We start from the raw sequence: 25163 nt of genomic DNA, 5'->3' as shown, positions 1-25163 counted from the left end.
GCGCTGGGATCAGGGGTCTTGGCGGTGCTGCTCAGGCAAATGCGGCGCGTGCGCAGGCGCTACCAAAGCAGGTCTTTCTCCGCGAAGCTTTCGACGAGGAAGTCGATGAAAGCGCGCACCTTGGGCTGAGTGAACCGCCCCGGCGGGTAGACGGCGTAGATGCCCAGCGGCTCCACCGGCAGGTCGGGGATCGCTTCCTCGACCAAGCCTTTTTTCAGCGCGCTGCCATAAAGGAAGCTGGGCAGATAGGCGATGCCCAGCCCCGAAATCGCGGCGTTGAGCAGGCTCTGCCCGTCATTGACGGTAAGCCAGCCCGCGGTGCGGATCTGCCGTTTTTCGCCAGAGGGCGCGGTCAGCTTCCAGACATTGCCGGAGGACTGGTTGGAATAATGCAGCAGCTTGTGCTCGTTCAGATCGTCGATCCGGGTGGGCCTGCCATAGCGGCGGAAATAGTCCGGCGAGGCGATCATCCGTCTGGTGGTTTCGGTCAGCTTGCGCGCCCGCAGGGTGCTGTCCTCCAGCTCCCCGATGCGGATCGCCATATCGAACCCTTCGGAGATCAGTTCAACAAAGCGGTTGTTCAGCACCATGTTGACCGTAATGTCCGGGAATTCCTGTAGAAAATCCCCCAGCACCGGCGACAGGTGGTTGACCCCGAAATCCGTCGCGACCGAGATACGCAGCAGCCCCGAAGGCGCGGATTGCATGGAGGTGACGATGGCGTCGGCCTCGCCCGCGTCGTTCAGAACCCGCCTTGCGCGGTCATAATAGACAAGCCCGATTTCGGTGGGCGAGACCCGCCGCGTGGTGCGGTTGAGTAGCCGCGCCCCAAGCCGTGCTTCGAGCGAGGAGACATGTTTGGATACGGCGGATTTGGAAATCCCCATTTTCTTGGCCGCATCGGTGAAGCCGCCTTGGTCCACCACGGTGGCAAAGGCTTCCATCTCGGTCAGGCGGTCCATACTCACTCCTCAACAATAGCTCTCGATCTTGGTCACTGTTGTGAAGCCGAAATCAGGCAGGATTGCGGAGCGGGCCGGACAATTGAGCGGCCCGAGGGTGTAGACGGGATTGTTTATGGGTGGTTTCAGGCGCGCCGTGCGGCGGCAGAGGGCGCTACGACTCCTGCGTTCCGACGAACATCCGGTCCTTGGCGGCGGTGATGTGATGGCGCATCGACGCGCCCGCGACCTCTGGCTGCTTGAGGGTGATGGCCTCCAGCACGGCGCGATGTTCCGCCAGAACCAGATCCTGTCGCACCGGCACGTCCAGCATGGTCAGGGAGCGCGACAGCTTCACCCCGAAGGCGATCTGCTGCCCCAGAGAGGCCAGCACGGACGAGAAAAACGGGTTCTTGGACGCCCGCGCCACGGCAAGGTGGAACATCTGGTCCGCTTCGACGCCAAGCGCATTTTGCTGATAGGCCTCTTCGAGAACGGTGAACGCGTTCTCCATCGCGGCAAGGTCGTCATTGTCGCGGCGGCGTGCGGCCCAAGCGGCAGCCGCGCCTTCGACATCGATTCGAAATTCATAGCAGCGCTGAACATCCGAAAGCGATTCCAGCGGCACAAAGCTGATAAGCTGCCGGTCGGGGCGGCGCAGAACATAGCTGCCGGAGCCTCGGCGCGATTGCACGATGCCGTCGTCGCGGAGCCGCGACAGGGCCGTGCGGACAATGGGACGGGACACGCCGAAACTTTGGGCCAGCACCTCTTCGGCGGGCAATCGGCTGTGAACGGGGTATTCCTCGTCGAGAATCTTTGCCAGCAACTGATCGTAGACTTGATCCGCCAAGGAGGGGCGCCGGGTCTCTGACAAGGTCATTTCCTTTTGTTCTTCGTGGCCAGCTTCGGATGGTCCTTATAGGCGACTGGCGACCTGTTGTAACGACCCAAGGTCATGATGCCGCACCAAATTCCGCAAAACGCCATGCCCGGGGCGGCAGGCCCCCACCCGCCCGAAGACGCGCGGGGACCAGCAGGGGCCTGTTACTCGCCCTTGATGCGGACAGGCTTCTCAGCCGGCTTCCGGATCACGAGGAAGTAGACGAAGACCATCGTCAGCACGATGAAGAACAGGCTGTCAAGATTGGTGAAGAACGTCATGGGATTGCCGTTCGACAGGGCCAGCGACCGCCGCAGGAATTCTTCAAGGTTGGGACCAAGGATATAGCCCAGCAGCATGGTGATGACCGGCAATCCATTGCGCCGCAGGTAGAAGGCCAGAACCCCCATGCCAAGCGCCATGAACATCTGGAACGTGGAGTAGGTCGCGACATAGCTGCCGACCACGGCCAGAAGGGAAATCACCGCATAGAGCACGTCCTTGCGGATCGACACGATCTTGATGAAATACGGCCCGATCAGATACAGCGTCAGCGGAATGAGCACCACGGCGCTGAACAGAAGCGCGGCCAGCATCGGTGCGATCAGGCCCGCCTGATCTGACATAAGCTGCGGCCCCGGCTGGATGCCGTTGATCACCAGAACACCCAGCATGATCGCCGTGATCGGATCGCCCGGAATGCCGAAGGTCAGCATCGGCACCATGGCCCCGCCACACACCGCGTTATTCGCGCTTTCAGAGGCGGCGATGCCCTGCGGGTTGCCCTTGCCGAAGCTCTCCGGCTCGGACGAGGTGCGCATCGCTTCGGTATAGGCCAGAAACGACCCCATCGAGCCACCCGCGCCGGGCAGGGTGCCGACGAAGTAGCCGATCAGGCTGGACTTGATGTAGCAGCCCAGACCGATGCGGCGGATATCGGAAATCGGCGGCAGGAAATCCCGGCGACGGATCTTGACCTTCTCCGCGGCGGCGGCTGCGGCGCTGATGTCGCGGTTGGAACAGGCCTGTATCAGCACTTCGGCAATGGCGAAGGTGCCGATGATGACGGGCATCAGATCGATCCCGGCGGTCAGGTTGCTGTTGCCGTAGGTAAAGCGGGTGATCGGCTCCATCGCGTCTAGGCCGACGGTGGCCAGCATCAGCCCGATACAAGCAGCCAGACCGGCCTGCGCGATCTTGCCCCGCTGGGCGATGACCACGACGATGATGGCGAATGCGAGCAGCGAGAACTTACCCGTGGTTTTCACCAGCAGCGACACTTCGGCCACGAAGGGCGCGAGAGCGATCAGCAGGATGGCCCCGAGCGCCCCACCGAACATGGAGCCAAGCGCGGCATGGCCCAGTGCAAGAGCGCCCTTGCCCTGTTGTTGCATCGGATAGCCATCCAGCGCGGTCATCATCGACGACGGCGCGCCGGGGATGTTGATCGTGGTGGCCGTGATGGAGCCGCCGCACATACCCGCCATGTAGATGCTGGCACAGGCCATCAGGGCGGTTTCGACGTTCAGCGTATAGGTCAGCGGCAGCAGCAGGGCCATCGCCAGCGTCGCGGTCAGACCGGGGATCGCGGCGAAAATGGTGCCGATCACAAAGCCCAGAATGACATATGTCAGGATGACCGGATCAGCCAGCAGGGCAAAGCTGCTGAAGACAAGCAGAATGAAATCCATCGGTTAACCCCACGGTGTCGGGAGCCGGACCCCGAACAGGTATTGGAACATGACATAGCCGGCCAAGACGACGACCACCGAAATCAGGGCCTTCTGGATCAGCTTCTCGAAGGAGGAAAACAGCACGATCAGCGCAAAGACGAAGAGACCGGAGGAGATGAAGTAGCCCACGGTCTTGAAGATCGCGATGTAGACGAAGATCGCCGCGACGATCCACAGATGGGTGTAGCGCGGCGGCTCGGCGGCGCGGTCCGGGCCCGGCGTGGCGCGGAGTTGCTGCACGATCAGCACGGCGCAGAACACGATTGCGGCGGCGCCCACGAGGATCGGGAAGAACGAGGGCGTCACGCGGCCCCCATCTGTCGGCGCGCCGAGGCTCATTGCCGAAACCAGATATCCGACAGACACTGCAAGGGTGACATAGAGAAATAACAGTTGCCGGTTCATGAGCATCATATTCTCCGCAAGCTGGGTGTGATGGGGCAGGGCGGTGCCGGGGCCTCAGTAGGCCCGCACGGGGCGCGGCGCTGCAACCGTTAAGCCCGCGGGCTTGCGCCCGCGGGACCATGCCCCCGGTGCGTGACCGGGAACATGCGGGAGGTTCGGGTTTACAGGTCCAGCTCGTCCATCAGGCTGAACGTCTTCTCCTGAAGCTCGCCCATCCAATCGACGACCTCGTCCGAGCCGAGCCAGTCAGCGGTGACGCCGACCTGCTGCAGCCACGACTGGAATTCCTCGCTGTCATAGGCCGTTTTGAACGCGGTCTCGAGCGTGGTGATCGCTTCGTCGGGGGTGTTGGCCGGGGCGGCAAGGATGATGAAGCTGCCGGTTTGCAGGTCATACCCTTTGTCGCTGATGGTCGGCACATCGGTGTAGGTCATGTTCTGAACGGAGGTCAGTTCGACCACGCCCTTCGCATCGCCGGATTCGATGATGCCGCTGAAGTCGCCAAGGCTGGAGATCGCAGCGTCGAGTTCACCCGACAGCAGCGCTTCGGCTTCGGCGCTGGAGGAGCCGGCATAGGTGATGACGTTGAAATCAACATCGAGCAGCTTTTCCAGTTGGCTGGCGGACAGATACGGACCGGAGCCTTTGGGTGCCACGCCGACGCGGACCTGACCGGGGTTGGCTTTCGCCTTCTCGACCAGCTCTTCGAACGTGTTGATGCCGGAATGCTTCGACACGACGATCGCATCGGCTTCGCTGGTGATGCGGGCGATGGGGGTCATGTTGTCGAGCGAATAGCCCGGCACCATCTGGCCGCGCGGCAGGGTGATGACGCTGTCATAGGTCAGAACGCCGACGGTGTGGCCATCGGGGCGGGAGCTGGTCATCTGGATCAGGCCGGTGGCGGTCACGGCGCCAGCGATGTTTTCCACATAGATGGACTTCGGCAGTTCCTGCTCGGCGATGTTGCTGATCTTGCGCGAGATCGCATCGGCGCCGCCGCCTGCGGGCCACGGAACGATCAGCCGGATGTCGCGGGTCGGGAATTCCGCAGCGGCCACCGAGGTGCCCATGATGCAGGCACCCAGTGCCAGCGCGATTGTGCTTTTCAAGCCTTTAGAAAACATAGACCTGTTCCTCCTTACAGATGTTGTCATCCAGATGATCCTGGCAAGTAGAACGACCCTTCGGGCCTGACGCCGCGAGCGGCTCGCCGGTAGCGGCGTCTTCGTCGTCTCAAAAGGGGGCGCGCAAAGTCGGGTTTGTGATCCGGGCCTTGCGGGCGCGCCGTGGCAGCAGCCGGGCGCGTAGGCGGCAGGCCGGGCAATGCCCGTCATGTCCGCGTGCATTCCGAAGCAAGGCAAGCCCAGGCCCCGGATGCGACTGATAACACCCTCCCCTATATTATCGGTCCGTCCCCAGAACCGTCAGCGATGACCGACCTCTCCGCAGGACCAAAATCAGGCTACTGAATTACTTTTTACAAATCAACAGAATATTTAGCAAACATTTACCAAAATGGCAGATATTGCTCAACATCTGTTCATATTACATACAAATCTAGTCAGGTTGGGGGCTCAGATCTCCCTCGAAACTGGGCCGTTCTGAGGGCCGAGCCCCTGATATTCCTGCGAAAATGCGAACCCCGCCAGCCGCGACAGGTGCGGTGGCGGGGTTCGGTTGTAAATCGCGGCTGCGCTCAGAGAGATGTCAGATCCGCAGGCAGCAGGGCTTCCGGCAGGTTCTGATAGCACACGGGGCGCAGGAACCGGCGGATGGACAGCGTGCCGACAGAGGTCGCGCCGAAATTGGTGCTCGCCGGGTAGGGGCCGCCATGCACCATTGCGTCGCAGACCTCGACCCCGGTGGGGAAGCCGTTGGCCAGAACCCGGCCCGCCATGCGTTCCAGCACCGGCAGCAGATCGCGGGCAAGCTCGATGTCGCCGTCATCCATCTGCAACGTGGCCGTCAGCTGACCTTTGAAGCTTTGAGCGACTTGCAGCATTTCCGCCGCGTCGCTGACCCGGATCACCAGACCCAGTGAGCCAAAGACCTCTTCGGACAGGGTTTCGTTATGCAGCCAGTCGCCTGCCGTAACCTCGAAGAGATACGGCGCGGCGCTGCGGCCCTCGCAGGCGCTGGTCAGCAGGGATTTCACTCCGGCGCCTTCGGCCACGCGGCGGGCTCCGGTGCGGTATGCGTCGGCCATGCCGTCGGTCAGCATCGGCTGCGCCGCTACCTGCCGCAGACCTTCTGTCGCGGCGGCGACAAACGCATCCGCGTCGGGTCCGTCGATGACGATGGCAATGCCGGGATTGGTGCAGAACTGCCCCACGCCCATGGCAAGGCTCGCCGCCCAGCCTGCGCCCAGATCGGCAGCACGGCTTGCCACGGCCTTGGGCAGGACGAACATCGGATTGACGCTGCCCAGTTCGCCGAAGAAGGGGATCGGCTCCGGCCGCCTGGCACAAAGATCATAGAGCGCGCGCCCGCCCCCGAGGGAGCCGGTAAAGCCCACGGCCTTGATGCGCGGATCGGTCACCAGCGCTTCGCCGACGGCGCGGCTGCCGCCTTGGACGAGGCTGAAGATCCCCGCATCCATGTCCAGCTTGGCCAAGGCGGCGACGATGGCATCGCCCACCACTTCGCCCGTGCCGGGATGCGCGCCGTGGCCTTTCACCACAACCGGACAGCCCGCGGCCAGCGCGGCGGCGGTGTCGCCCCCGGCGGTCGAAAAGGCGAGCGGGAAGTTCGATGCACCAAACACGGCAATCGGCCCCACGGGACGCTGCATCATGCGCAGGTCCGGGCGCGGCATCGGCTGCCGTTCGGGCAGGGCCGGGTCGTGGCGGCGGTCAAGGTAATCGCCGTCGCGGATATGGGCCGCGAACAGGCGCAACTGGCCGGTGGTGCGGCCCCGTTCCCCTTGCAGGCGTGCTTCGGGCAGGCCGGTCTCGGCGCAGCCGATTTCGGTGATCTCGGCGCCACGGGCGTCGATTTCGTCGGCGATGGTGTCGAGCAGGCGGGCGCGCTCCTCGCGCGAGGTGGCGGCGAACCCGGCAAATGCGGCATCGGCGGCGGCGCAGGCCTGCGCCACCAGATCCGGCGAGCCTGCCGAGAATTCAAATGCGTCACCGGTGGCCGGGGCGGAGCGGAACCGCTCCTCACCGCTGACCTGTTTGCCGCCGATCAGATGGTGTCCGTGGGGGGTAAAGGTCATGTTATCGTCCTGTCCGTTTGCGCCATGCGGCGAATTTTTCGAGGTTCTGTTCATCGGTCGCGGGATAGAGGCCGATGATGCCCGCGCCTTCGTTCACCTGTTCCAGCACAAAGTCCTCATAGGCCTCCATGCCGGTGCATTCCTCGGCGATTTCGTCGGCCAGATGGGCGGGGATGACCATCACGCCATCGCCATCGCCCAGCATCACGTCGCCGGGGAAGACCGGCGCATCGCCGCAGGAAATCGGCACGTTGATGTCGATGGCTTCGTGAAGGGTCAGGTTCGTCGGGGCGGAGGAGCACGCGAAATAGGCGGGCATGTCCAGTTTGCCGATCCCGACCGCGTCGCGCACGCCGCCATCGGAGACCACGCCAGCCGCACCACGCTGGGCAAGCCGGGTGACAAGGATGGAGCCTGCGGTGGCGGCGCGGCTGTCTTTCCGCGCATCCATGACCAGAACGTGCCCTTCGGGGCAGGTTTCCACGGCGACACGCTGTTTGTGGTCACGCTCGCGGAACACGGTCAGCGGATTGCGGTCCTCGCGGGCCGGGATGTAGCGCAGGGTGAAGGCCTGACCGACCATGGTGATCGGCTTGCGCTCCACCGCGACGACGCCCTGCACGAACTGATTGCGCAGGCCCCGCTTATACAGCGCAGTGGCCACGGATGCAGTGGACACCTGTTTCAGCTTGTCGCGTGTCTCAGCGGGTAAAACGTAGTCGCTCATGGTCTTTTCCTGTCATGTGGCTCCGTGAAGCCATGATTATGGGAACGCCGCCCCGGCGGTGCGGGCGCCGGTTGTGGCGGGCTGGATCTGAGGTTGAAGCACCGGCACGGCAGCCGCATACGAGTCACAGACTCATATGGCTCAATGCCGGCATCCTCCCTAATCTGTTCTAATTAGTATAATTGACCTGTAAATCTGTCAATAGAGGTAAAGATTAGGTCTGAAGGGTTCTAAGCGACGCGGCAACTATACAGATTTTGGTAATTTTTACTGATTAATTCTACGATCTCCGCGACCGGGCTGCCCTCCGCATCACCGGTATCCGCACGCAAAAACCCCACGCCGAACCGGCGCGGGGTGCGGTGTCTTGCAGATAGTCAGGTTACAGCCGGGCGGCGAGGCGGGCACCTTGGTCGATGGCGCGTTTGGCGTCGAGTTCGGCGGCAAGGTCCGCCCCGCCGATGACGTGGAAGGCGATGCCCTCTGCTTCCAGCGCGTCCGCCAGACCGCGTTCGCTTTCCTGTCCGGCGCAGAGGATCACCGTATCGGCAGGGATCAGTTGCGCGCCCGCTTCGGTTTCGACCTCCAGCCCCGCAGGCGTGATCCCGGCATAGCGCATGCCCCCCTGCATCGCGACGCCGCGCAGCTTCAGCTCGGCGCGGTGAATCCAGCCCGTGGTTTTGCCCAGCCCTTTGCCCGGGCGGCCCGGCTTGCGCTGCAATAGCGTGATCTGACGGGGCGCAGGATCGGGGGCAGGACCGTCGGGGGCCAGCCCGCCGCGATGATCGTCGGGATCGGCGACACCCCAATGATGCAGCCATTCGCCCAGATCGGTGGTTTCGGACGGACCGGCCAGATAGCGCGCGGTGTCAAAGCCGATGCCCCCCGCACCGACGATCGCCACGCTGTCGCCCACCTCCGCCTCGTCGCGGAGCACGTCGATATATCCCAGCGCCGTTTCCTGGCCGGGGATCTGCGGATCGCGGGGGCGGACGCCGGTCGCCACGATCACCTCGTCAAACTCCCGCAGGTCATCGACCGTTGCTTCGGTGCCCAGTTTCAGGGTGATGCGCGGGTGATCCAACATGGTCGTGAACCAATCGACAAGCCCGTGGAACTCCTCCTTGCCGGGCACCTTGCGCGCCATGTTGAGCTGCCCCCCCAGCCGGGTGTCGCGTTCCCACAGGGTGACCTCATGGCCCCGCCCGGCGGCGACCATCGCGGCGGTCATGCCTGCGGGGCCTGCGCCGATCACGGCGATCTGGCGCGGCGTGACGGTGGGCGGATAGGTCAATTCGGTCTCATGACAGGCGCGCGGATTGACCAGACAGGTCGTCAGCTTGCCAGAAAATGTGTGGTCGAGGCAGGCCTGATTGCAGGCGATGCAGGGCGCGATGTCGCGCGGACGCCCGGCGCGGGCCTTGGCGACGAAATCGGGATCGGCCAGAAACGGACGCGCCATCGACACCATGTCGGCGCAGCCGTCGGCCAGCACCTGTTCCGCCACGTCGGGGGTGTTGATGCGGTTCGATGTGATGACCGGGATCGAGACCTCGCCCATCAGTTTCCGCGTGACCCAAGCGAAGGCGCCGCGCGGCACCGATGTGGCGATGGTGGGCACGCGGGCCTCATGCCAGCCGATGCCGGTGTTCAGGATCGACGCGCCTGCGGTCTCCATCGCCCGCGCCAGAGTCACGACCTCGTCCCAGGTGGAGCCGCCGGGGATCAGATCGATCATCGACAGCCGGTAGATGACGATGAAATCCGGGCCGACGGCCTCGCGCACGCGGGTCATGACCTCCAGCGGCAGACGCATCCGGTTCTCGTAGCTGCCGCCCCAGCGATCCAGCCGCTTGTTGGTGTGGGTGGCGAGGAACTGGTTGAGGAAATATCCCTCCGACCCCATCACCTCCACCCCGTCATAACCTGCCTCGCGGGCACGGGCGGCGGCGGTGACGATATCGGCGATCTGCTTTTCGATGCCGTCGGCGTCCAGTTCGCGTGGCGGGAAGGGGGAGATTGGCGATTTGATCGGCGATGGCGCGACGCATTCGGGCGAATAGGCATAGCGCCCGGCATGAAGGATCTGCATCGCGATGCGCCCGCCTTCGGCATGGACCCGATCGGTGACGCGGCGATGATTGGCGATATCGGTGGGCGAAAACAGCCCCGCCGCGCCGGGGAACACGCCGCCTTCGCGGTTGGGGGCCATTCCGCCGGTAACCATCAGCCCGACGCCGCCTGCGGCCCGCGCCCCATAAAACGCAGCGACCCGGTCCCAATCGCCGGTTTCTTCCAGCCCGGTATGCATGGAGCCCATGAGCACCCGGTTGGGCAGCGTGACGTGGCCCAGATCGAGCGGGGCGAAAAGATGCGGATAATCGGACATGAGCGGCCTCCCTGAGCGGTCAGACTGTCCCGCGCCTGGCCCCCTGTCACGCGAAACGCGGCGTCAGAGCGGTCAGTCCCCGGTGTTGCGGCAATGCCGCCGGAACGCGCCCTTTAACATGTCGAGTTCCGCGCGCAGCAGGCTGATCTCGGCGCGCAGGTCGTCCTCCAGCGGCTGCCCGGTCACGATGGCAAAGCTGGCCAGCTTGGCACCGGTTTCGCGGTCCCGGATCACAAAGGTCTGGACACCGTCGGCCAGCACCTGCGCGGGAATGGCCACCGCCACATGCCATGTGCCGGGCTCTACCGGGGTGATCTGCGGCGCATCCAGCGGCGTGTCCAGATGCATGACCTCCAGCGTGGGCGTGTCGGTCAGGCCGGGCGCGCGCAGAACGCCTTCCCATGTGCCGTGCAGGATGCGGGTCTTGGTCAGGGTCGGCGTGGCGGCATCGGACATCGGGCATCCTCGGATCAGGCAGCAGAAGACAGGGGCGCGAGGGGCGGGTCAGATCTCCGCGCGCGGGCGGCGGGTCAGGGCAAGGTCGCGCAGAATGATGCAGCTCATGGCGGGATCGTCGAAAATGATGTCGAGCCACATACGCTCCGCCCGCTTTTCGTTCAGGTCGGAATAGGCGAGATCGAATTCGACCTCCATATCGGCGGCGTCCATCGGCAATTCGCGGACGAGTTGTTCGCTGTTGGGGCCGTGTTTCACGTTTAACCGGGTAAAGATCTTGACCGGGCGGTCGGTCTCCACCCGCATGGCGAGCCGGATGATATGCGTTCTGCGCAGGCCATGGACAGCGCTGTCGGGCAGGTCCACCACCAACGACAGGAAGGAGCCGTCAAAGCCGAACACATCCAGCCGCGCGCCCATCGGGGCCCGGTCATCAATGTCGGTGTTGCGGATCTGGCGGATCGATAGTTCGGGCGTGGCGCAATCGTGAAACAGGGTCACGTCCGGGCCGATGGTCTGGCGGCTTTGCACGGCGGCGAACCCGCCGGGAAACACTTCGCCGGACCAAAGCGCCGGGCGGCAGGTCCAGTCGCAGCCCAGCGGACGCGCGATGGTGTCGCTGCCGGGGCGGGGGCGGATCAGGCGCGCGTCGGCGCGGGCAATCACCGTCTGGGTCAGGCGGCGCAGATCGCGCGCCTGCGTGCGCAGCACCCGCAACCGGCCCGGTGACAGATGCGCCAGCATGTCCTGCGCCCGCTGCCAGCGGCGCAGCGTGCGGGCGTGCCGCGTGCGGTCGATGAAATCGGTCACCCTGCGCATGATCCGTGCCATCCCGTTCAACCCGTCGCGCGGCGGGCCACGGGGCCGGTGGCCTGCCGGATCTGCGCGACGAATTCGGTCATCAGCGCCTGACCCGCGCGGCTGTCCAGCGGGGCGTCATGCGCCGACAGCACCGTCGCCGAGACCAGATGCCCGCGCAGCACGAAGATCGCGCGCCACAGATCGGGCGACAGGCTGTGGGGCAGCGACGCGTCACTCAACCGCAGCCACAGCGCGTTGCGGGCAATGCCGCTGTCGCGCAGCGTGATCCGGCTGGCTGTGTTGTCATTGGCAAGGCTGGCGCGGCCCGCATCGCTGAGGAAGAATTGCTGCAACCCTTCGGGTGTGGCAGAGGCCGCCGGTCCCGCGGCGCGCACCGACGCCGTCAGGATGACGCCCGGCGCAACCATGCGGCCCTTGCCGCCCAAGGCCGCGCAATTGCCGAAGAGCACGAAATCGGCGTGGCTCGCGACGTGATCGACGCAAAACCCGTCCGGCCCGCGCAGGGTGATATGCCCCGCATCGAGCCGCACCGTTGGAACCGGGGCAAGCGTATCGAACCCGGCGGTCAGGCTGCTGCCGCCTGCCCGGCCCACCGGGTCGAACCCGTCGCCACAGCCTGCCAGCGCCAGCCCCAGAAGGCTGGTCGCCACCACGCCACGGAGACGGGATTTCAGATCACAGGTCCATGTAGACATGCGTCTCCGCTTCGGCGCCGGGATGGGTGACCGCGCCCTTGCGCGCGCCGCCGACCAGCTGCGCGTATTTGTAAAGAGCGCCGCTCATGTAGTTCGTCTTGCGCGGGCCTTTCCAGTCCTGACGACGACGGTCGAGTTCCTCGTCCGACAGATCTACGCTGATTTCGCCGGAGACGGCGTTGATCGTGATCATGTCGCCATTGCGCAGCAGCGCGATCGGGCCGCCATGGGCCGCTTCGGGGCCGACATGGCCGACGCAGAAGCCACGGGTCGCGCCGGAGAACCGGCCATCGGTGATCAGCGCCACCTTTTTGCCCATGCCCTGACCGGACAGCGCGGCGGTGGTCGACAGCATCTCGCGCATGCCGGGGCCGCCTGCGGGGCCTTCGTTGCGGATGACGATGACTTCGCCTTCCTCGTATTCGCGCTTCTGCACAGAGGCAAAGGCCTCTTCTTCGCATTCGAACACGCGGGCCGGACCGGTGAAAACCTGATCCTCGGCCGTCATGCCCGCGACCTTCACGATCGCGCCTTCGGGGGCGAGATTGCCCTGCAGGCCGACGACACCGCCGGTTTTCGACAGCGGCGTTTCGACCGCGTGGATTACCTTGCCGTCGATTTCGCGGGTGATGATATCCAGCTCTTCGCCGATTTCCTTGCCGGATGCGGTCATGCAATCGTCGTGGATCAGCCCGGCCTTGCGCAGTTCGCGCAGGACGACCGGCACGCCGCCCGCTTCGAACAGATCCTTGGCGACATACTCGCCGCCCGGCTTCAGGTTTACGAAATAGGGCGTGTCGCGGAAGATGTCGCAGACGTCGAGCAGATCGAAATCGATCCCGGCCTCATGCGCGATGGCGGGCAGGTGCAGACCGGCATTGGTCGAGCCACCGGTGCAAGCGACGATGCGCGCGGCGTTCTCAAGGCTTTTGCGGGTGACGATGTCGCGGGCGCGGATGTTGCGCTCGATCAGGTTCATCACCGCCACGCCGGACGCCTCGCCATAGGCATCGCGGCTTTCATAGGGCGCGGGCGCACCGGAGGAGTTCATCAGCGCCAGACCGATCGCCTCGGACACGCAGGCCATGGTGTTGGCAGTATACTGGCCGCCACAGGCCCCGGCGGAGGGGCAGGCGATGCGTTCGATGATCTCAAGCTCGGCATCCGACATTTCGCCGGCCTGATGTTTGCCCACCGCTTCGAACACGTCCTGAACGACGACATCCTTGCCGTTCAGCCGACCCGGCAGAATCGAACCGCCATAGATGAAGACCGACGGCACGTTCAGACGCACCATCGCCATCATCATGCCGGGCAGGGATTTGTCACAGCCAGCCAGCCCGACGATGGCGTCGTAGCAGTGGCCGCGCATGGTCAGTTCGACCGAGTCCGCAATCGCTTCGCGGGACGCCAGCGAGGAGCGCATGCCCTCATGGCCCATCGCGATGCCGTCGGTCACGGTGATCGTGGTGAATTCGCGCGGCGTGCCAGAGGCGGCTTTCACGCCCATCTTCACCGACTGTGCCTGACGGTTCAGCGCGATGTTGCAGGGCGCGGCTTCGTTCCAGCAGGTTGCCACACCGACCAGCGGCTGGTGAATTTCGGCGTCCGACAGGCCCATCGCATAGAGGTAGGACCGGTGCGGTGCCCGCTCGGGGCCCTCGGTCACATGGCGGCTGGGAAGGTTGGATTTATTGAACTGGCGCTTGAGCATGGTGACTCCCCCTCATTCGGCTGGCCCGCAATCGGCTTGGGCCGAAGGGATAAACCCGCGTGGTTTCGATCACAAGCGCGATTGCGGGCCCTGTGCCGGGGGGTGCGGGGCGGGGCGGGCGCAGTCCGGGGCGCAGTCCGGGCGTCACCGGATTGCACAGCGCCACGCGCGGACCTACCTTGCGCCAACCGTTTCTGCGAAGGCTCGACCATGCGCGCACCTGAATTCGAACATGCCCTGACCGAGGCGCGAGCCTATCCGCAGCTCTGGCGTCTGCTGCTGGGGCTGGGGGTGATCGCGTTCACCTATCTGGGGTTTCTGGCGCTGCTGGTGGGCGGCGCGTTCGCTGTGCTGGGGCCGCTCGCCGCGCCGGGCTATCTGATGGGATTGGCGCAGGCGGCCACGCCGGGGCAGACGCTGCTGGTGCTGGCGACCTTCGTCGGGATGTTCGTCGGGCCGATGCTGGCCGCCGCCGCGCTGCATTTCCGCGATCCCGCATCCTTGTTCGGGCCGTGGCGGGACTGGTGGCGCGGGTTCCGCGTGGCGCTGGCGGTGTTGGTGCCGATCTACGCCCTGCTGGTGGCATTTGGCGCATGGTTGGAGCCGCCGCAGCCAAACCTGCCACTGGCGCGCTGGGTGATGCTGCTGCCGCTGGCCCTGCCGCTGGTGCTTTTGCAGACCGGGGCGGAGGAGCTTCTGTTTCGGGGCTACCTGCAGCAGCAACTGGCCGCGCGGTTCCGCGCGCGCGCGATCTGGATGGGTCTGCCAACGGTGATCTTTGCGCTGTTGCACTGGACGCCGGAGGCGGGCGCGAACCTGCCGCTGATCCTGTTGTCGGCACTGGTGTTCGGGCTGGTGGCGGCGGATCTGAGCGAACAGACCGGCAGCCTCGGCGCCGCGATGGGTCTTCATCTGGGCAATAACGTGTTTGGATTGCTGGTCGTAAGCATGGGCGACCAGTTGACCGGGCTTGCGCTTTTCACCGAGCCGGGCGGGATGGACGAGGTGGGCGTGCCCACGCTTGGCATGATCGTATCCATTGCCGTCATGGCGCTGGTCTGGATCATCACCCGCCGCATCCTGACGCGCTGAGGTTACTCCGCCGCGAGGGGCATCGCCTCCGCCCCCGGGCGCCCCAAGGCCGCGATCTGTTTGGTCACGTCGCGCATCAGGTCGCGGAACGTCTCGAAATTCGGTCCCGGTGTCACATTGCGCTCGTCCAGATAGAGGCCCCGGTCGATTTCGATCTGGATGGCATGCTGGCGCCGCGACGGGCGGCCGTAATTCTGGGTGATATAGGCCCCGGCAAAGGGCGCGTTGCGGGCCACATGCAGCCCGGCGGCGGTAAAGATCGCCTCCACCCGTTCCACCAGTTCCTGCGTCGCGGCGGCGCCGAATCTATCGCCCAGCACAACTTCGGGGCGGCGGCGGCCCGAGGGGCTGACCGCTTCGATCGCCTCATGCGGCATGGAATGACAGTCGATCAGGATCGCCTCGCCGAACAGGCGGCGGCTTTCGTCCAGCAGGCTTTGCAGGGCGCGGTGGTAGGGATACCAGCCTTCGGTGATGCGGGCGCGGGCCTCTGTCAACGTCAGCTTACCGTTATAAATCGCGCGCCCGTTCGACACCACGCGGGGAATCACCCCCAAGCCGGAGCTGACGCGCGGGTTGTGGGCAAGGCTGCGCACCCCTTCGATCACCGCAGGATCCAGTTCGTCGGCTGCGCGGTTCAGGTCCAGCCATGCGCGCGGCCAGACGGCGGCCAGCAGCGGCGCGCCGACATCGGGGGCATGACCAAACAGGTCATCGACAAAGGCATCCTCGGAGGATCTGATCGACAGCTCGTCCAGAATGGTCTTGTCCATAAGGGGTTCGGGGTATACCCGCCCGCTATGCGGCGAGGAAAACACGACGCTCGTGTTGCGGGTGGCAGGGCTCAGCAGCCGGTATGCGATCTGTGTCATCGGCACTCCTCGGAACCTGATTATTGCAACAGAAAGAACCGCGCCAAAAGCCCTTGATCCCCGGTGCGCTTCCTTTTATACGGCACCGCACCGACGCGGAGACAGCCCGCGTCCTTTCTCTTTCGGGGGGAGGGCACGCAGGTCGGAACCGAATTGGTCATAGGGCGATTAGCTCAGCGGTAGAGCACTTCGTTGACATCGAAGGGGTCACTGGTTCGATCCCAGTATCGCCCACCATGAATAGAGCGTCCCGATCCGCCGGATCGGGGCAGGTTGAAACCCAGAGGCGCCCAGCGCCGCGCAGAAGGAGAGACCAGATGAAAGTCAGGAACTCGCTCCGGTCGCTGAAGAACCGGCACCGTGATTGCCGGGTCGTGCGCCGCAAGGGCCGCGTCTATGTGATCAACAAGACCCAGCGCCGTTTCAAAGCCCGTCAGGGCTGATCGAGACGCGCCGATCCACGCGGATCGATGCATAGCTGGAGGCCGTCGGAACACCGACGGCCTTTTCGCTTTTCAGGGATTGGCCCGACAGGGACTCCCGAAACCAAGTCAAAACGCTTATATCTCCGACAGTTTTCCCGAAGGAGACCGCTCATGTCCGGCCCCGAGACTGCTTCGACCTCCGCCGATCCGATCCCGGCTGACACGTCTGCCGCCCCCGAGGACGCGCCTGCGCTGCGGCCCCGTCCCGCGCCTGCCGTGCCGGTGACGCAGGATGTGCTGACGCTGCCGCGCAAGCTGCCCGAAGGCGGTCCGATCAATCTGGTCGGTCTGACGCGTGCGCAACTGCATGAGGCGCTGATCGCTGCGGGCACGCCGGAAAAGCAGGCCAAGATGCGTGTGCGTCAGGTCTGGCAGTGGATCTACCAGAAGGGCGTGCGCGATTTCGACCAGATGACCAATCTGGCCAAGGATTACCGCGCCCTGCTGGCCGAAACCTTTACCATCGCGCTGCCCGAGGTTGTCAGCCGTCAGGTTTCCGCCGATGGCACGCGCAAATATCTGGTGCGCATCGCCGGGGGGCATGAGGTCGAAACCGTCTACATCCCCGAGGAAGGCCGCGGCACGCTGTGCATTTCCAGTCAGGTCGGCTGCACGCTGACCTGTTCGTTCTGTCATACCGGCACCCAGCGGCTGGTGCGCAACCTGACCGCCGGGGAGATCATCGGTCAGGTGATGCTGGCGCGCGACGATCTGGGCGAATGGCCGAAGCCGGGCAAAGCGCCCAAGGATGAAACCCGCCTGCTGTCGAACATCGTGCTGATGGGCATGGGCGAGCCGCTTTATAATTTCGACGCCGTGCGCGACGCGATGAAAATCGCGATGGATGGCGAGGGCATCAGCCTGTCGCGCCGCCGCATCACGCTGTCCACGTCTGGCGTCGTGCCCGAAATCGCGCGCTGCGCCGAGGAAATCGGCTGTCTGCTGGCGGTGTCGTTCCACGCCACCACCGATGAGGTCCGCAATACGCTGGTGCCGATCAACAAGCGCTGGAATATCTCGGAACTGCTGGACGCGCTGCGGGCCTATCCCCGTCTGACCAATTCGGAGCGGATCACGTTTGAATATGTGATGCTCAAGGACGTCAACGACAGCGATGCCGATGCGCGCCGTCTGGTGAACCTGATCAAAGGCATTCCCGCCAAGATCAACCTGATCCCGTTCAACGAATGGCCCGGCGCGCCCTACAAACGGTCGGATACCGCGCGGATCAAAAGCTTTGCCGACATCGTCTATAAGGCCGGGTATGCCAGCCCGATCCGCACACCGCGCGGCGAGGATATCATGGCCGCCTGCGGGCAGTTGAAATCCGCGACCGAACGCCAGCGCAAAAGCCGTGCGCAGATCGCGGCAGAGACCGGCACGGCCTGATCCCGCCGCGTGAGGCGGAACACGACGGGCGAGGCGGCGTTCATCCTGCAATGACAGGAGACGCCGCCGATGACCGCCGAATTCGCCCCTTTGCCCCAGCCCGATGCCTCCGACGGATCGCCGCGCCGTGTCGGCGTGGAGATCGAGTTCGGCGGGCTTGATGAATCTCACGCTGCGGCGATTGCCGCCGATCTGCTGGGCGGGACGGTGCATGACGAAGGCGATGCGACGCGCACGGTGTCGGACAGCGCCTTGGGCAAGCTGGAAATCTATCTTGATTCGACATGGCGCAAGTCCCGGCACGAGGCCGTGCGCACGGCCACCGAAACGCTGGGCCGCGACCTGATCCCTGTGGAAATCGTCACCGAACCGATCCCCGTCTCGGATCTGCCGCAGCTGTCCCGCCTGTGCGATGCGCTGCGCGAGGCGGGCGCGGAGGGGACCAAGGCCGGGCTGCTGAACGGGTTCGGCCTGCATTACAATATCCAGACCGCCTCCGACGCCGATGCTGATATCTGCCGTCCGTTGCTGGCCTACGCCCTGATCGAAAGCTGGATGCGCCGCGCGCGGCCCATCGACCAATCCCGCGCCGTGCTGCCCTTTACCGATCCCTATCCGACACGGCTGGTGCGGGCGCTCTGCGACCTTGGACCCGACGCCAGCCGCGCCGATGTGCAGGACGCCTATCTGGATCACGCGCCGGATCGGAATTACGGGCTCGATATGCTGCCGGTCTTTGCCACCTTTGATGAGCAGACGGTGCGGGACAGGATGAAAAGCCACAAGCTTTCGCCGCGTCCGGCGTTTCATTTCCGCCTGCCCGAAAGCCGCATCGACGAACCCGACTGGTCGCTGGCCGACGAATGGCAGCGCTGGGTAATCGTAGAGCGGGTCGCCGCAGATACCGATCTGCTGCGTCGGCTCATCGACGGCTGGAAGGACGAACATGGCGCCGTCACCCTGTCCCGCAGGGCTTGGGCGACGCGGTGCGGGGATATTCTGGCCGAACACGGGCTGATGACGGATCGGGACGATGCCGCGGGGTCGGCAGCATGAAACGTCCGGTTATCGGGGTCACCACGTCGCACCGGTCGGGCTGGCGGATTTTCCCACTGGTTGCGCTGAATGTCTGGCTGGCCGGGGGGCGTGCCGTGCGCTGGGGGGCCGGGCGGCCTGCGGATGTGCACGAGGTCGACGGTATCATCATCGGCGGCGGCGACGACATTTCCCCTGAGGTTTATGGCGGTAAGCTCGTCTCCGCCGCGCGGCTTGATCCCGAACGCGACGCGTTGGAGCGGCGTCTGGTGGAAGAAGCCCGCGCCACCATGACACCGGTGCTGGGCATTTGCCGGGGCAGCCAGATGATCAATGTGGCGCTTGGCGGCACGCTCGATCAGGATGCTTATGGCTCCCACCCCGACAGCCAGCATTACAAGACGATCCTCCCGCGGAAGGATGTGCGTATCGAGCCGGGAACGCGACTGGTGGATCTGGTCGGGACGGAGCCGATGAAGGTCAACGCACTGCACAGTCAGGCGGTGGACCGGCTGGGCGATGGGTTGCGCATTGCCGCGCGGGATACCGGCGGCATGGTGCAGGCGATCGAGCGGGTGCGCGATCCGTTCGCCATCGGTGTGCAGTGGCATCCGGAGCATCTGTTCTACGCGCGCCGCCAACGGGCGATCTTCCGCGCGCTGGTCGCGGCGGCCCGTGCGGCGCGCCAGCATGACAATCAGATCGCGGCGGTCGAGGCCGAAAGTCGCACCAGCGCGGGAGCCCCGGTGTGACGCGGACGTGCCAGGCGTAGCCTTTGGCCAAATCGAGGAGTTCGGACATGCCGCACGATCATGGGTCTTCTGCCGATGGGGCCGCGCATAAGGGGCACGGGCACTCTCAGAGCCATTCGCATTCCCACGGGGGCCACGGCCACCATCATATCGACCCGGAAGCAGGCGACCGGAAAGTGGCCGCAGCCGTGGGCGTCAACCTGCTGCTGACCGTCGCGCAGATCGTGGGCGGCATCCTGTCGGGCTCTCTCGCCCTGATCGCCGATGCAATTCACAACCTGTCGGACGCGATGTCGCTCATCATCGCCTTCGCGGCGCGCAAGATCGCCCGACGCCCGGCAGACGCGCAGATGACATTCGGCTATGCGCGGGCGGAAACCGTCGCTGCGCTGGTCAATTACACGACGCTGATCGTGATTGGGCTTTACCTGATCTACGAAGGTGTGGCGCGGCTGTTCGATCCGCAGCCCATCGCGGGCTGGACCGTGGTGATCGTCGCGGCAATCGCGCTGGTCGTGGATCTGGTGACCGTGGCGCTGACCTATGCCATGTCCAAGGAAAGCATGAATATCCGCGCGGCGTTTCTCCATAACGTGGCGGATGCGATGGGCTCCGTCGCGGTGATCGTCGCGGGCACGTTCGTGATCCTGTATGACTGGCAGATCATCGATCCGTTGGTGACGCTTCTGATCGCGGGCTACATCCTGTGGCATGCCTTTACCGAAATTGGCGGGGTGATCCGGGTGCTGATGCTGGGCGCGCCGCCCGATATGGACAGCGCCGAGGTGCTGACGGCCCTGCGGGAGGTCGACGGCGTCTGCGATCTGCACCATCTGCATCTGTGGCAGATGGAAGAACGCGAAACCGCCGTGCAGGTGCATGTGGTGGTCGAAGACAGCCGTTGGTCCGAAGCAGCGCAGATCAAGCAGCGTCTGCGCGACCGGTTGGCGGACATGGGCGTCAGCCACGCCACGCTGGAGCTGGAGCAGGCCACCCATGCCTGCACCGGCGCGCAGGAAATCGGCCACGCCGCCGCGTGAACCTGCGGTCTGATGCAGCGGGCGCATTAACCAAGCCGAAATGGAATCATGTCTAACTGCGGGCATGGAACATATCAGCATCGCCCTTCGTCCCGTCATCCTCAGTGCGCTGACCCATATCGCGCGGGCGGAGGCCACATCTGTCGATGCCCTGATTGCCAGCGCCATCCGCGCCGATCTGGACCGGCGCGGTGCCGGGCGGATCGACGCCGCGCGCCGCCGGGCCGAGGCCGCACCACCGACGGAACCGTTACGCCACAGGCTGGGTGATCTGCTGGCGCGCGCGCAGGGATGGGGGGAGGTGCAGGCCGGCCTCCACGCGAAAGGCTATCGCCTGACATTGCGCGAAGGGCGGGTGATGGTGCTGGAGGCGCAGACGCAGTCCGTCGTTGCCGCGCTTGCCGATATCATGCGGGATGAAACCGCGCTGACCTGCCGGTTCGGGATCAGTTTCGCCGACTGGGTCGCGCTCCGCTCCGCACGACTGGCCACAGTCTCGCGCGGTGCCGCTGAACAGGGCGGGTTGATCGGCCCCGCCGAGCGCGCCGGATAAGCCGGGGCGCTTCAATCGGCAGGGCGCGGTGAGCCCGTGCGTAAGGGTGCGGTAACGCTCAGACGGCCAACGTGGTGGGTGTCGGCGGCGCGCAATAGATAACGCGCAATCGCGGCGGCCTGCGATCAGCGACCGGGAATGTCCTGCCGCCGCTCGCCTGCGCCTTCCCAGCTGTCGATCGCTGCGATGGCCTCTTCGGCTGTCTCGACGAAACGGAACAGGTCCAGATCGGCCTCGCTGATGGTTCCGGCCTCGGCCAGCGCGTCGAAGTTCAGGATGCTTTCCCAGAACGCGCGCCCGAACAACAGGATCGGCACTTTGCGCATCCGCCCGGTCTGAATCAGGGTCAGCGTTTCAAAGAACTCGTCCAGCGTGCCGAAACCGCCGGGGAACACCGCGACCACATTCGCCCGCATCAGGAAATGCATCTTGCGGATCGCGAAGTAGTGGAAGTTGAAGCACAGGCCCGGCGTCACATATTCGTTCGGGGCCTGTTCAAACGGCAGCACGATGTTGAGCCCGATGGAATGGCCACCCGCATCGAGCGCCCCGCGATTGCCCGCCTCCATCACGCCCGGTCCGCCGCCGGTCACGATCACGTCGCGGGTGCCGCCGGTTTTCAGGCTGCGTTCGGTCATCAGGCGGGCAAAGCTGCGCGCCTCGTCATAAAATGCCGCCAACCCGCGCAGCGTATCGGTGCGGGCGTTCGCGGCATCCGCCGGACGGGGAATGCGCGCGCCGCCGAACAGCACGATGGTGCTTTCAATGCCCTTTTCGGCCATCATCATTTCGGGTTTCAGCAGTTCCAGCTGCAACCGCACCGGGCGCAGTTCGTCGCGCAGCAGGAAATCTTCGTCGGCAAAGGCCAGACGATAGGCCGGCGCGCGGGTCTGGGGGGTGTCGGGAATGTCGCTTGCCGTCCGGATGTCCTGTTCGGCGTCCCGAAATCCACTTTGCCGCTCGTCGCTCATATCGGCCTTCGCTCCCCTGAGATTGCGCGTGTTCCTCCAAGCGTCTATAGCCTCCTGCGAACCGAGACCAGACAGAACCGGGAGCGCCCCATGTCCAACGCCCAGCTCGAAGCCGCGATCGAAACCGCCTGGGAGGCGCGCGACACCATCACGCCCCAGACCACCGGCGAGACGCGCGATGCCATCGTCGCCACGCTCGACGCGCTCGACAGCGGCAAGCTGCGCGTCGCCGAGAAGGGCGAAGATGGCAACTGGACGGTGAACCAGTGGGCCAAGAAAGCGGTCCTTCTGGGCTTCCGCATCAAGGACATGGAAGAGCAGTCCGGCGGTCCGCAGGGCTCCGGCTGGTGGGACAAGGTCGACAGCAAGTTCAAGGGCTGGACGGCTGAGGACTGGAAAACCGCAGGCTTCCGCGCCGTGCCGAACTGCGTCGTGCGCAAATCGGCTTATATCGCGCCAGGCACCGTTCTGATGCCGTCTTTCGTGAACCTCGGCGCCTATGTCGACAGCGGTACGATGGTCGATACCTGGGCGACCGTCGGCTCCTGCGCGCAGATTGGCAAGGGCGTGCACCTGTCGGGCGGCGTGGGTATCGGCGGCGTGCTGGAGCCGCTGCAGGCCGATCCGACGATCATCGAAGACAACTGCTTCATCGGCGCGCGCTCCGAAGTGGTCGAGGGCGTGATCGTGCGCGAAGGCTCCGTGCTGGGCATGGGTGTCTATATCGGCCAGTCCACCAAGATCGTGGATCGCGAAACCGGCGAAGTGATGTATGGCGAAGTGCCGCCCTATTCGGTGGTCGTGTCCGGCTCGATGCCGTCGAAAAACGGCATCAACCTTTACTGCGCCGTCATCGTGAAGCGGGTGGACGCCAAGACCCGCTCGAAGACCGGCATCAACGAACTGCTGCGCGACTGAGCGCGTGCCGCCGCGCTCAGCGGCGGCATAGTCAGCCCATGACCGGCACGCTTCTCTCCCTCGGGCACGGATATTCGGCCCATGCATTGGCCCGCCTGCTGCTGCCTCGCGGCTGGCGGATCATCGGCACGACCCGCTCGGCGGAGAAAGCCGCTGTGCTGGAGGATGAGGGCATCGAGCCGCGGATCTGGCCCGGCACCGACCTGTCTAAGGACATCGCCGCCGCGACCCATATTCTGGCCAATGCCGGGCCGGGCCCCGATGGCGATCCGTTTCTGACCGGCATCGGGGCGCAACTGCGCGAGGCGCGCCCCGTTTGGGTGGGGTATCTGTCCACGACCGGCGTGTACGGCGATCACGGCGGGGGCTGGGTGGATGAGGACACGCCGCTGGCGCCCTCCACCGAACGCGGGCAGATGCGCGTCGCTGCCGAGACCGCATGGCGTGACACCGGCCTGCCGCTGCATATCTTCCGGCTTGCCGGGATCTATGGTCCGGGTCGCGGCCCCTTTGCCAAGTTGCGGGCGGGGCGGGCGCGCCGGATCATTAAGCCCGGGCAGGTGTTTTCCCGCATTCATGTCGACGACATTGCGCAGGTGCTGGCCGCCTCGATGGCGCAGCCTGCGCCGGGCCGGGTCTATAACCTGTGTGACGACGATCCCGCGCCGCCGCAGGATGTCATCGCCCATGCCGCAAAATTGCTGAACCTGCCCCTGCCGCCTGCGGTCGATTTCGACGAGGCGGATATGAGCCCGATGGCGCGCAGCTTCTACGCGGAATCCAAGAAGGTGCGTAACGACCGGATCAAGCGCGAGCTGGGTGTGCAACTGATCCATCCGGATTACCGCAGCGGTCTGGCGGCGGAGGCGGGCACGGCCTGATCCAGCGCCCCCCACCCGCACGGCACCGTGCGACGCGGGAACAGAGGCCGCCGCCGCTCGTTAACACGCATGAATTATCAAGATATTGCTTCCCGCGCCGATCTCGAAAACTGGATCAGGCAGATCGAGATCGCCGGCACGCCAGATCAGCGGCGCGCCGGGTTTCGGCGTCTGGTCGGACCGCAGCCAGTTGCCCGACCCAAGGTGCTGGGCGGCGTCGCGGGGCGGATGATCGGGCGCGGTGCACGGGTGATCGTCTGGCTGCATGGGGGCGGCTATGTCTTTGGCGGGTCCGACACCCATGGGCGTCCGGCGCGGCGGCTGGCGGAATTGACCGGCTGGCAGGTGTTTGTGCCCGATTACCGCCTGAGCCCGGATCATCCGTGGCCCTCTATGCGGCATGACGCGCTGGCGGTTCTGGAGGCTTTGGGCCCCTCGCCGGTGGTCGGGGACAGTGCAGGCGGGCATTTGGCGCTACAAGTCGCGCTTGAGCGCCCCGATCTGGTGCAGCGGCTGGCACTGATTTCCCCCAATACCGACCGCAGCGGGCTGAGCGAAACCCGTCACCGCAACAGTGCCACGGACCTGATGAACGATCACGACACCGACGCGGCCTTGGCGGCGATGGCGTTCGGAGACCGGCCCGCTGACGATCCGGCCCTGTCGCCGGTTTTGGCGGATCTGGCCGCGCTGCCGCCGCTCTATCTGACGGCCAGCACGGCGGAGTGCCTTCTGGACGACACCCTGCTGCTGGCGCGCGCGGCAGGCTTGGCCGGGGTGGAGCTGAAACTTGATCTGGTACGGGATCTTTTCCACCTGTGGGTTCTATGGCCTGATATTTTGCCCGAGGCGGAACAGAGCCTGTCGGACATTGCCACATGGCTATTGCGAGACGCGGATTAAGCGTTTCCTTCGCGGCGTCCGCGCCAATTTCCGGTTGAAACCCCGTCTGTGGTGAGATGTGGGAAAATGCAGGGCGCGCCCGTTTACGCCTCGTCGGCAGGTGCGAAACCTGTGCATTACTGTTATTGGACAGACAACCACGACCGCCACGACCGCCATGCCCGCCGTGATGTGACGCCCAGACGTCAGCTCCCGACCGTCCTTTCAGGGATATATCGGAGGCTTGCGCCTGATTGTCGCTGACGGGCCACTGGCCACACACGGCCCAATAGCAAAGACAGACGGGG

24 protein-coding genes and 1 tRNA gene are annotated in these 25163 nt (G+C 65.0%); 11 read left to right on the top strand and 14 right to left on the bottom strand.

All coding sequences use genetic code 11. From position 1 onward, the window contains the following. Positions 1-59: 59 nt before the first annotated feature. The 12 genes from CBW24_RS00430 to ilvD all read right to left on the bottom strand — a co-directional run bounded on the left by CBW24_RS00430 (position 60) and on the right by ilvD (position 13985). The gene (locus CBW24_RS00430; protein ID WP_088663115.1) at positions 60-962 is read right to left on the bottom strand and encodes a LysR family transcriptional regulator; all 903 of its coding nucleotides are present in this window, start codon (positions 960-962) and stop codon (positions 60-62) included. Positions 963-1116: 154 nt separating this feature from the next. Beyond that, positions 1117-1818, bottom strand: a complete 702-nt coding sequence (locus CBW24_RS00425) for a FadR/GntR family transcriptional regulator (RefSeq protein WP_088663195.1) — start codon at positions 1816-1818, stop codon at positions 1117-1119. 170 nt (positions 1819-1988) lie between these two features. Continuing rightward, positions 1989-3515: a tripartite tricarboxylate transporter permease gene (locus CBW24_RS00420; protein WP_088663116.1), complete on the bottom strand. Its 1527-nt coding sequence runs from the start codon at positions 3513-3515 to the stop codon at positions 1989-1991. A 3-nt stretch (positions 3516-3518) separates the two neighbouring features. Next, complete coding sequence (locus CBW24_RS00415; RefSeq protein ID WP_232529908.1) at positions 3519-3962, bottom strand: tripartite tricarboxylate transporter TctB family protein; 444 nt, start codon at positions 3960-3962, stop codon at positions 3519-3521. Positions 3963-4123: 161 nt separating this feature from the next. Next, complete coding sequence (locus CBW24_RS00410) at positions 4124-5089, bottom strand: Bug family tripartite tricarboxylate transporter substrate binding protein (RefSeq protein WP_088663118.1); 966 nt, start codon at positions 5087-5089, stop codon at positions 4124-4126. A 572-nt stretch (positions 5090-5661) separates the two neighbouring features. Then, on the bottom strand, positions 5662-7182 hold the full coding sequence (locus CBW24_RS00405) for an aldehyde dehydrogenase (NADP(+)) (RefSeq protein ID WP_097372305.1): 1521 nt from the start codon (positions 7180-7182) through the stop codon (positions 5662-5664). A 1-nt stretch (position 7183) separates the two neighbouring features. Then, complete coding sequence (locus CBW24_RS00400; protein ID WP_088663120.1) at positions 7184-7909, bottom strand: ribonuclease activity regulator RraA; 726 nt, start codon at positions 7907-7909, stop codon at positions 7184-7186. Positions 7910-8291: 382 nt separating this feature from the next. Beyond that, positions 8292-10298 carry an oxidoreductase gene (locus CBW24_RS00395; RefSeq protein ID WP_097372304.1) on the bottom strand — a complete coding sequence of 669 codons (2007 nt, stop codon included), beginning with the start codon at positions 10296-10298 and terminating at the stop codon, positions 8292-8294. 72 nt (positions 10299-10370) lie between these two features. Beyond that, on the bottom strand, positions 10371-10754 hold the full coding sequence (locus CBW24_RS00390) for a hypothetical protein (protein WP_097372303.1): 384 nt from the start codon (positions 10752-10754) through the stop codon (positions 10371-10373). A gap of 48 nt (positions 10755-10802) precedes the next feature. Then, positions 10803-11573, bottom strand: coding sequence for a DUF6478 family protein (locus tag CBW24_RS00385; RefSeq protein WP_097374069.1), 771 nt, complete (start codon positions 11571-11573; stop codon positions 10803-10805). 17 nt (positions 11574-11590) lie between these two features. Further along, positions 11591-12271 carry a hypothetical protein gene (locus CBW24_RS00380; RefSeq protein WP_097372302.1) on the bottom strand — a complete coding sequence of 227 codons (681 nt, stop codon included), beginning with the start codon at positions 12269-12271 and terminating at the stop codon, positions 11591-11593. Next, positions 12252-13985, bottom strand: a complete 1734-nt coding sequence (gene ilvD, locus CBW24_RS00375) for a dihydroxy-acid dehydratase (RefSeq protein WP_088663124.1) — start codon at positions 13983-13985, stop codon at positions 12252-12254. The genes CBW24_RS00380 and ilvD overlap by 20 nt, the downstream gene beginning before the upstream one ends. Positions 13986-14195: 210 nt before the next feature. On the opposite strand from ilvD, the gene CBW24_RS00370 reads away from it, so the two are divergent. Further along, complete coding sequence (locus CBW24_RS00370; RefSeq protein ID WP_157772989.1) at positions 14196-15077, top strand: CPBP family intramembrane glutamic endopeptidase; 882 nt, start codon at positions 14196-14198, stop codon at positions 15075-15077. Between the two features lie 2 nt (positions 15078-15079). Here the strand turns inward: CBW24_RS00370 and CBW24_RS00365 are convergent, their stop codons facing one another. After that, positions 15080-15949 (bottom strand): N-formylglutamate amidohydrolase, encoded by an 870-nt coding sequence (locus CBW24_RS00365; protein WP_097372301.1) that lies wholly within the window; start codon positions 15947-15949, stop codon positions 15080-15082. Between the two features lie 162 nt (positions 15950-16111). Here CBW24_RS00365 and CBW24_RS00360 point away from each other — a divergent pair. The 7 genes from CBW24_RS00360 to CBW24_RS00330 all read left to right on the top strand — a co-directional run bounded on the left by CBW24_RS00360 (position 16112) and on the right by CBW24_RS00330 (position 21203). After that, positions 16112-16186, top strand: a tRNA-Val gene (locus CBW24_RS00360). Positions 16187-16266: 80 nt separating this feature from the next. Next, the gene (ykgO, locus tag CBW24_RS18245) at positions 16267-16392 is read left to right on the top strand and encodes a type B 50S ribosomal protein L36 (RefSeq protein WP_005850168.1); all 126 of its coding nucleotides are present in this window, start codon (positions 16267-16269) and stop codon (positions 16390-16392) included. Between the two features lie 153 nt (positions 16393-16545). Then, positions 16546-17823, top strand: a complete 1278-nt coding sequence (rlmN, locus tag CBW24_RS00350) for a dual-specificity RNA methyltransferase RlmN (RefSeq protein ID WP_097372300.1) — start codon at positions 16546-16548, stop codon at positions 17821-17823. A 69-nt stretch (positions 17824-17892) separates the two neighbouring features. Further along, positions 17893-18879 (top strand): amidoligase family protein, encoded by a 987-nt coding sequence (locus CBW24_RS00345; RefSeq protein ID WP_097372299.1) that lies wholly within the window; start codon positions 17893-17895, stop codon positions 18877-18879. After that, positions 18876-19610 (top strand): gamma-glutamyl-gamma-aminobutyrate hydrolase family protein, encoded by a 735-nt coding sequence (locus CBW24_RS00340; RefSeq protein WP_097372298.1) that lies wholly within the window; start codon positions 18876-18878, stop codon positions 19608-19610. The genes CBW24_RS00345 and CBW24_RS00340 overlap by 4 nt, the downstream gene beginning before the upstream one ends. A 47-nt stretch (positions 19611-19657) precedes the next feature. After that, complete coding sequence (locus tag CBW24_RS00335; protein WP_097372297.1) at positions 19658-20650, top strand: cation diffusion facilitator family transporter; 993 nt, start codon at positions 19658-19660, stop codon at positions 20648-20650. Positions 20651-20714: 64 nt separating this feature from the next. Then, positions 20715-21203 carry a hypothetical protein gene (locus tag CBW24_RS00330; RefSeq protein WP_097372296.1) on the top strand — a complete coding sequence of 163 codons (489 nt, stop codon included), beginning with the start codon at positions 20715-20717 and terminating at the stop codon, positions 21201-21203. Between the two features lie 125 nt (positions 21204-21328). Here the strand turns inward: CBW24_RS00330 and CBW24_RS00325 are convergent, their stop codons facing one another. Continuing rightward, the gene (locus tag CBW24_RS00325; RefSeq protein ID WP_088663133.1) at positions 21329-22174 is read right to left on the bottom strand and encodes an LOG family protein; all 846 of its coding nucleotides are present in this window, start codon (positions 22172-22174) and stop codon (positions 21329-21331) included. 90 nt (positions 22175-22264) lie between these two features. Here CBW24_RS00325 and dapD point away from each other — a divergent pair, with 90 nt between their 5' ends. From dapD to CBW24_RS00310, 3 genes are all read left to right on the top strand, one after another. After that, complete coding sequence (gene dapD / locus CBW24_RS00320; protein ID WP_088663134.1) at positions 22265-23092, top strand: 2,3,4,5-tetrahydropyridine-2,6-dicarboxylate N-succinyltransferase; 828 nt, start codon at positions 22265-22267, stop codon at positions 23090-23092. Positions 23093-23130: 38 nt separating this feature from the next. Beyond that, positions 23131-23973 carry an SDR family oxidoreductase gene (locus tag CBW24_RS00315; RefSeq protein WP_097372295.1) on the top strand — a complete coding sequence of 281 codons (843 nt, stop codon included), beginning with the start codon at positions 23131-23133 and terminating at the stop codon, positions 23971-23973. Positions 23974-24042: 69 nt separating this feature from the next. After that, positions 24043-24876, top strand: coding sequence for an alpha/beta hydrolase (locus tag CBW24_RS00310; RefSeq protein ID WP_088663136.1), 834 nt, complete (start codon positions 24043-24045; stop codon positions 24874-24876). The last annotated feature ends 287 nt before the right edge of the window (positions 24877-25163 follow it).

The organism is Pacificitalea manganoxidans, from assembly GCF_002504165.1.
GTDB classification, from domain to species: domain Bacteria; phylum Pseudomonadota; class Alphaproteobacteria; order Rhodobacterales; family Rhodobacteraceae; genus Pacificitalea; species Pacificitalea manganoxidans.
Note: the sequence above shows the minus strand (reverse complement) of the source record. Positions and strands in the feature narration are given on the sequence as shown.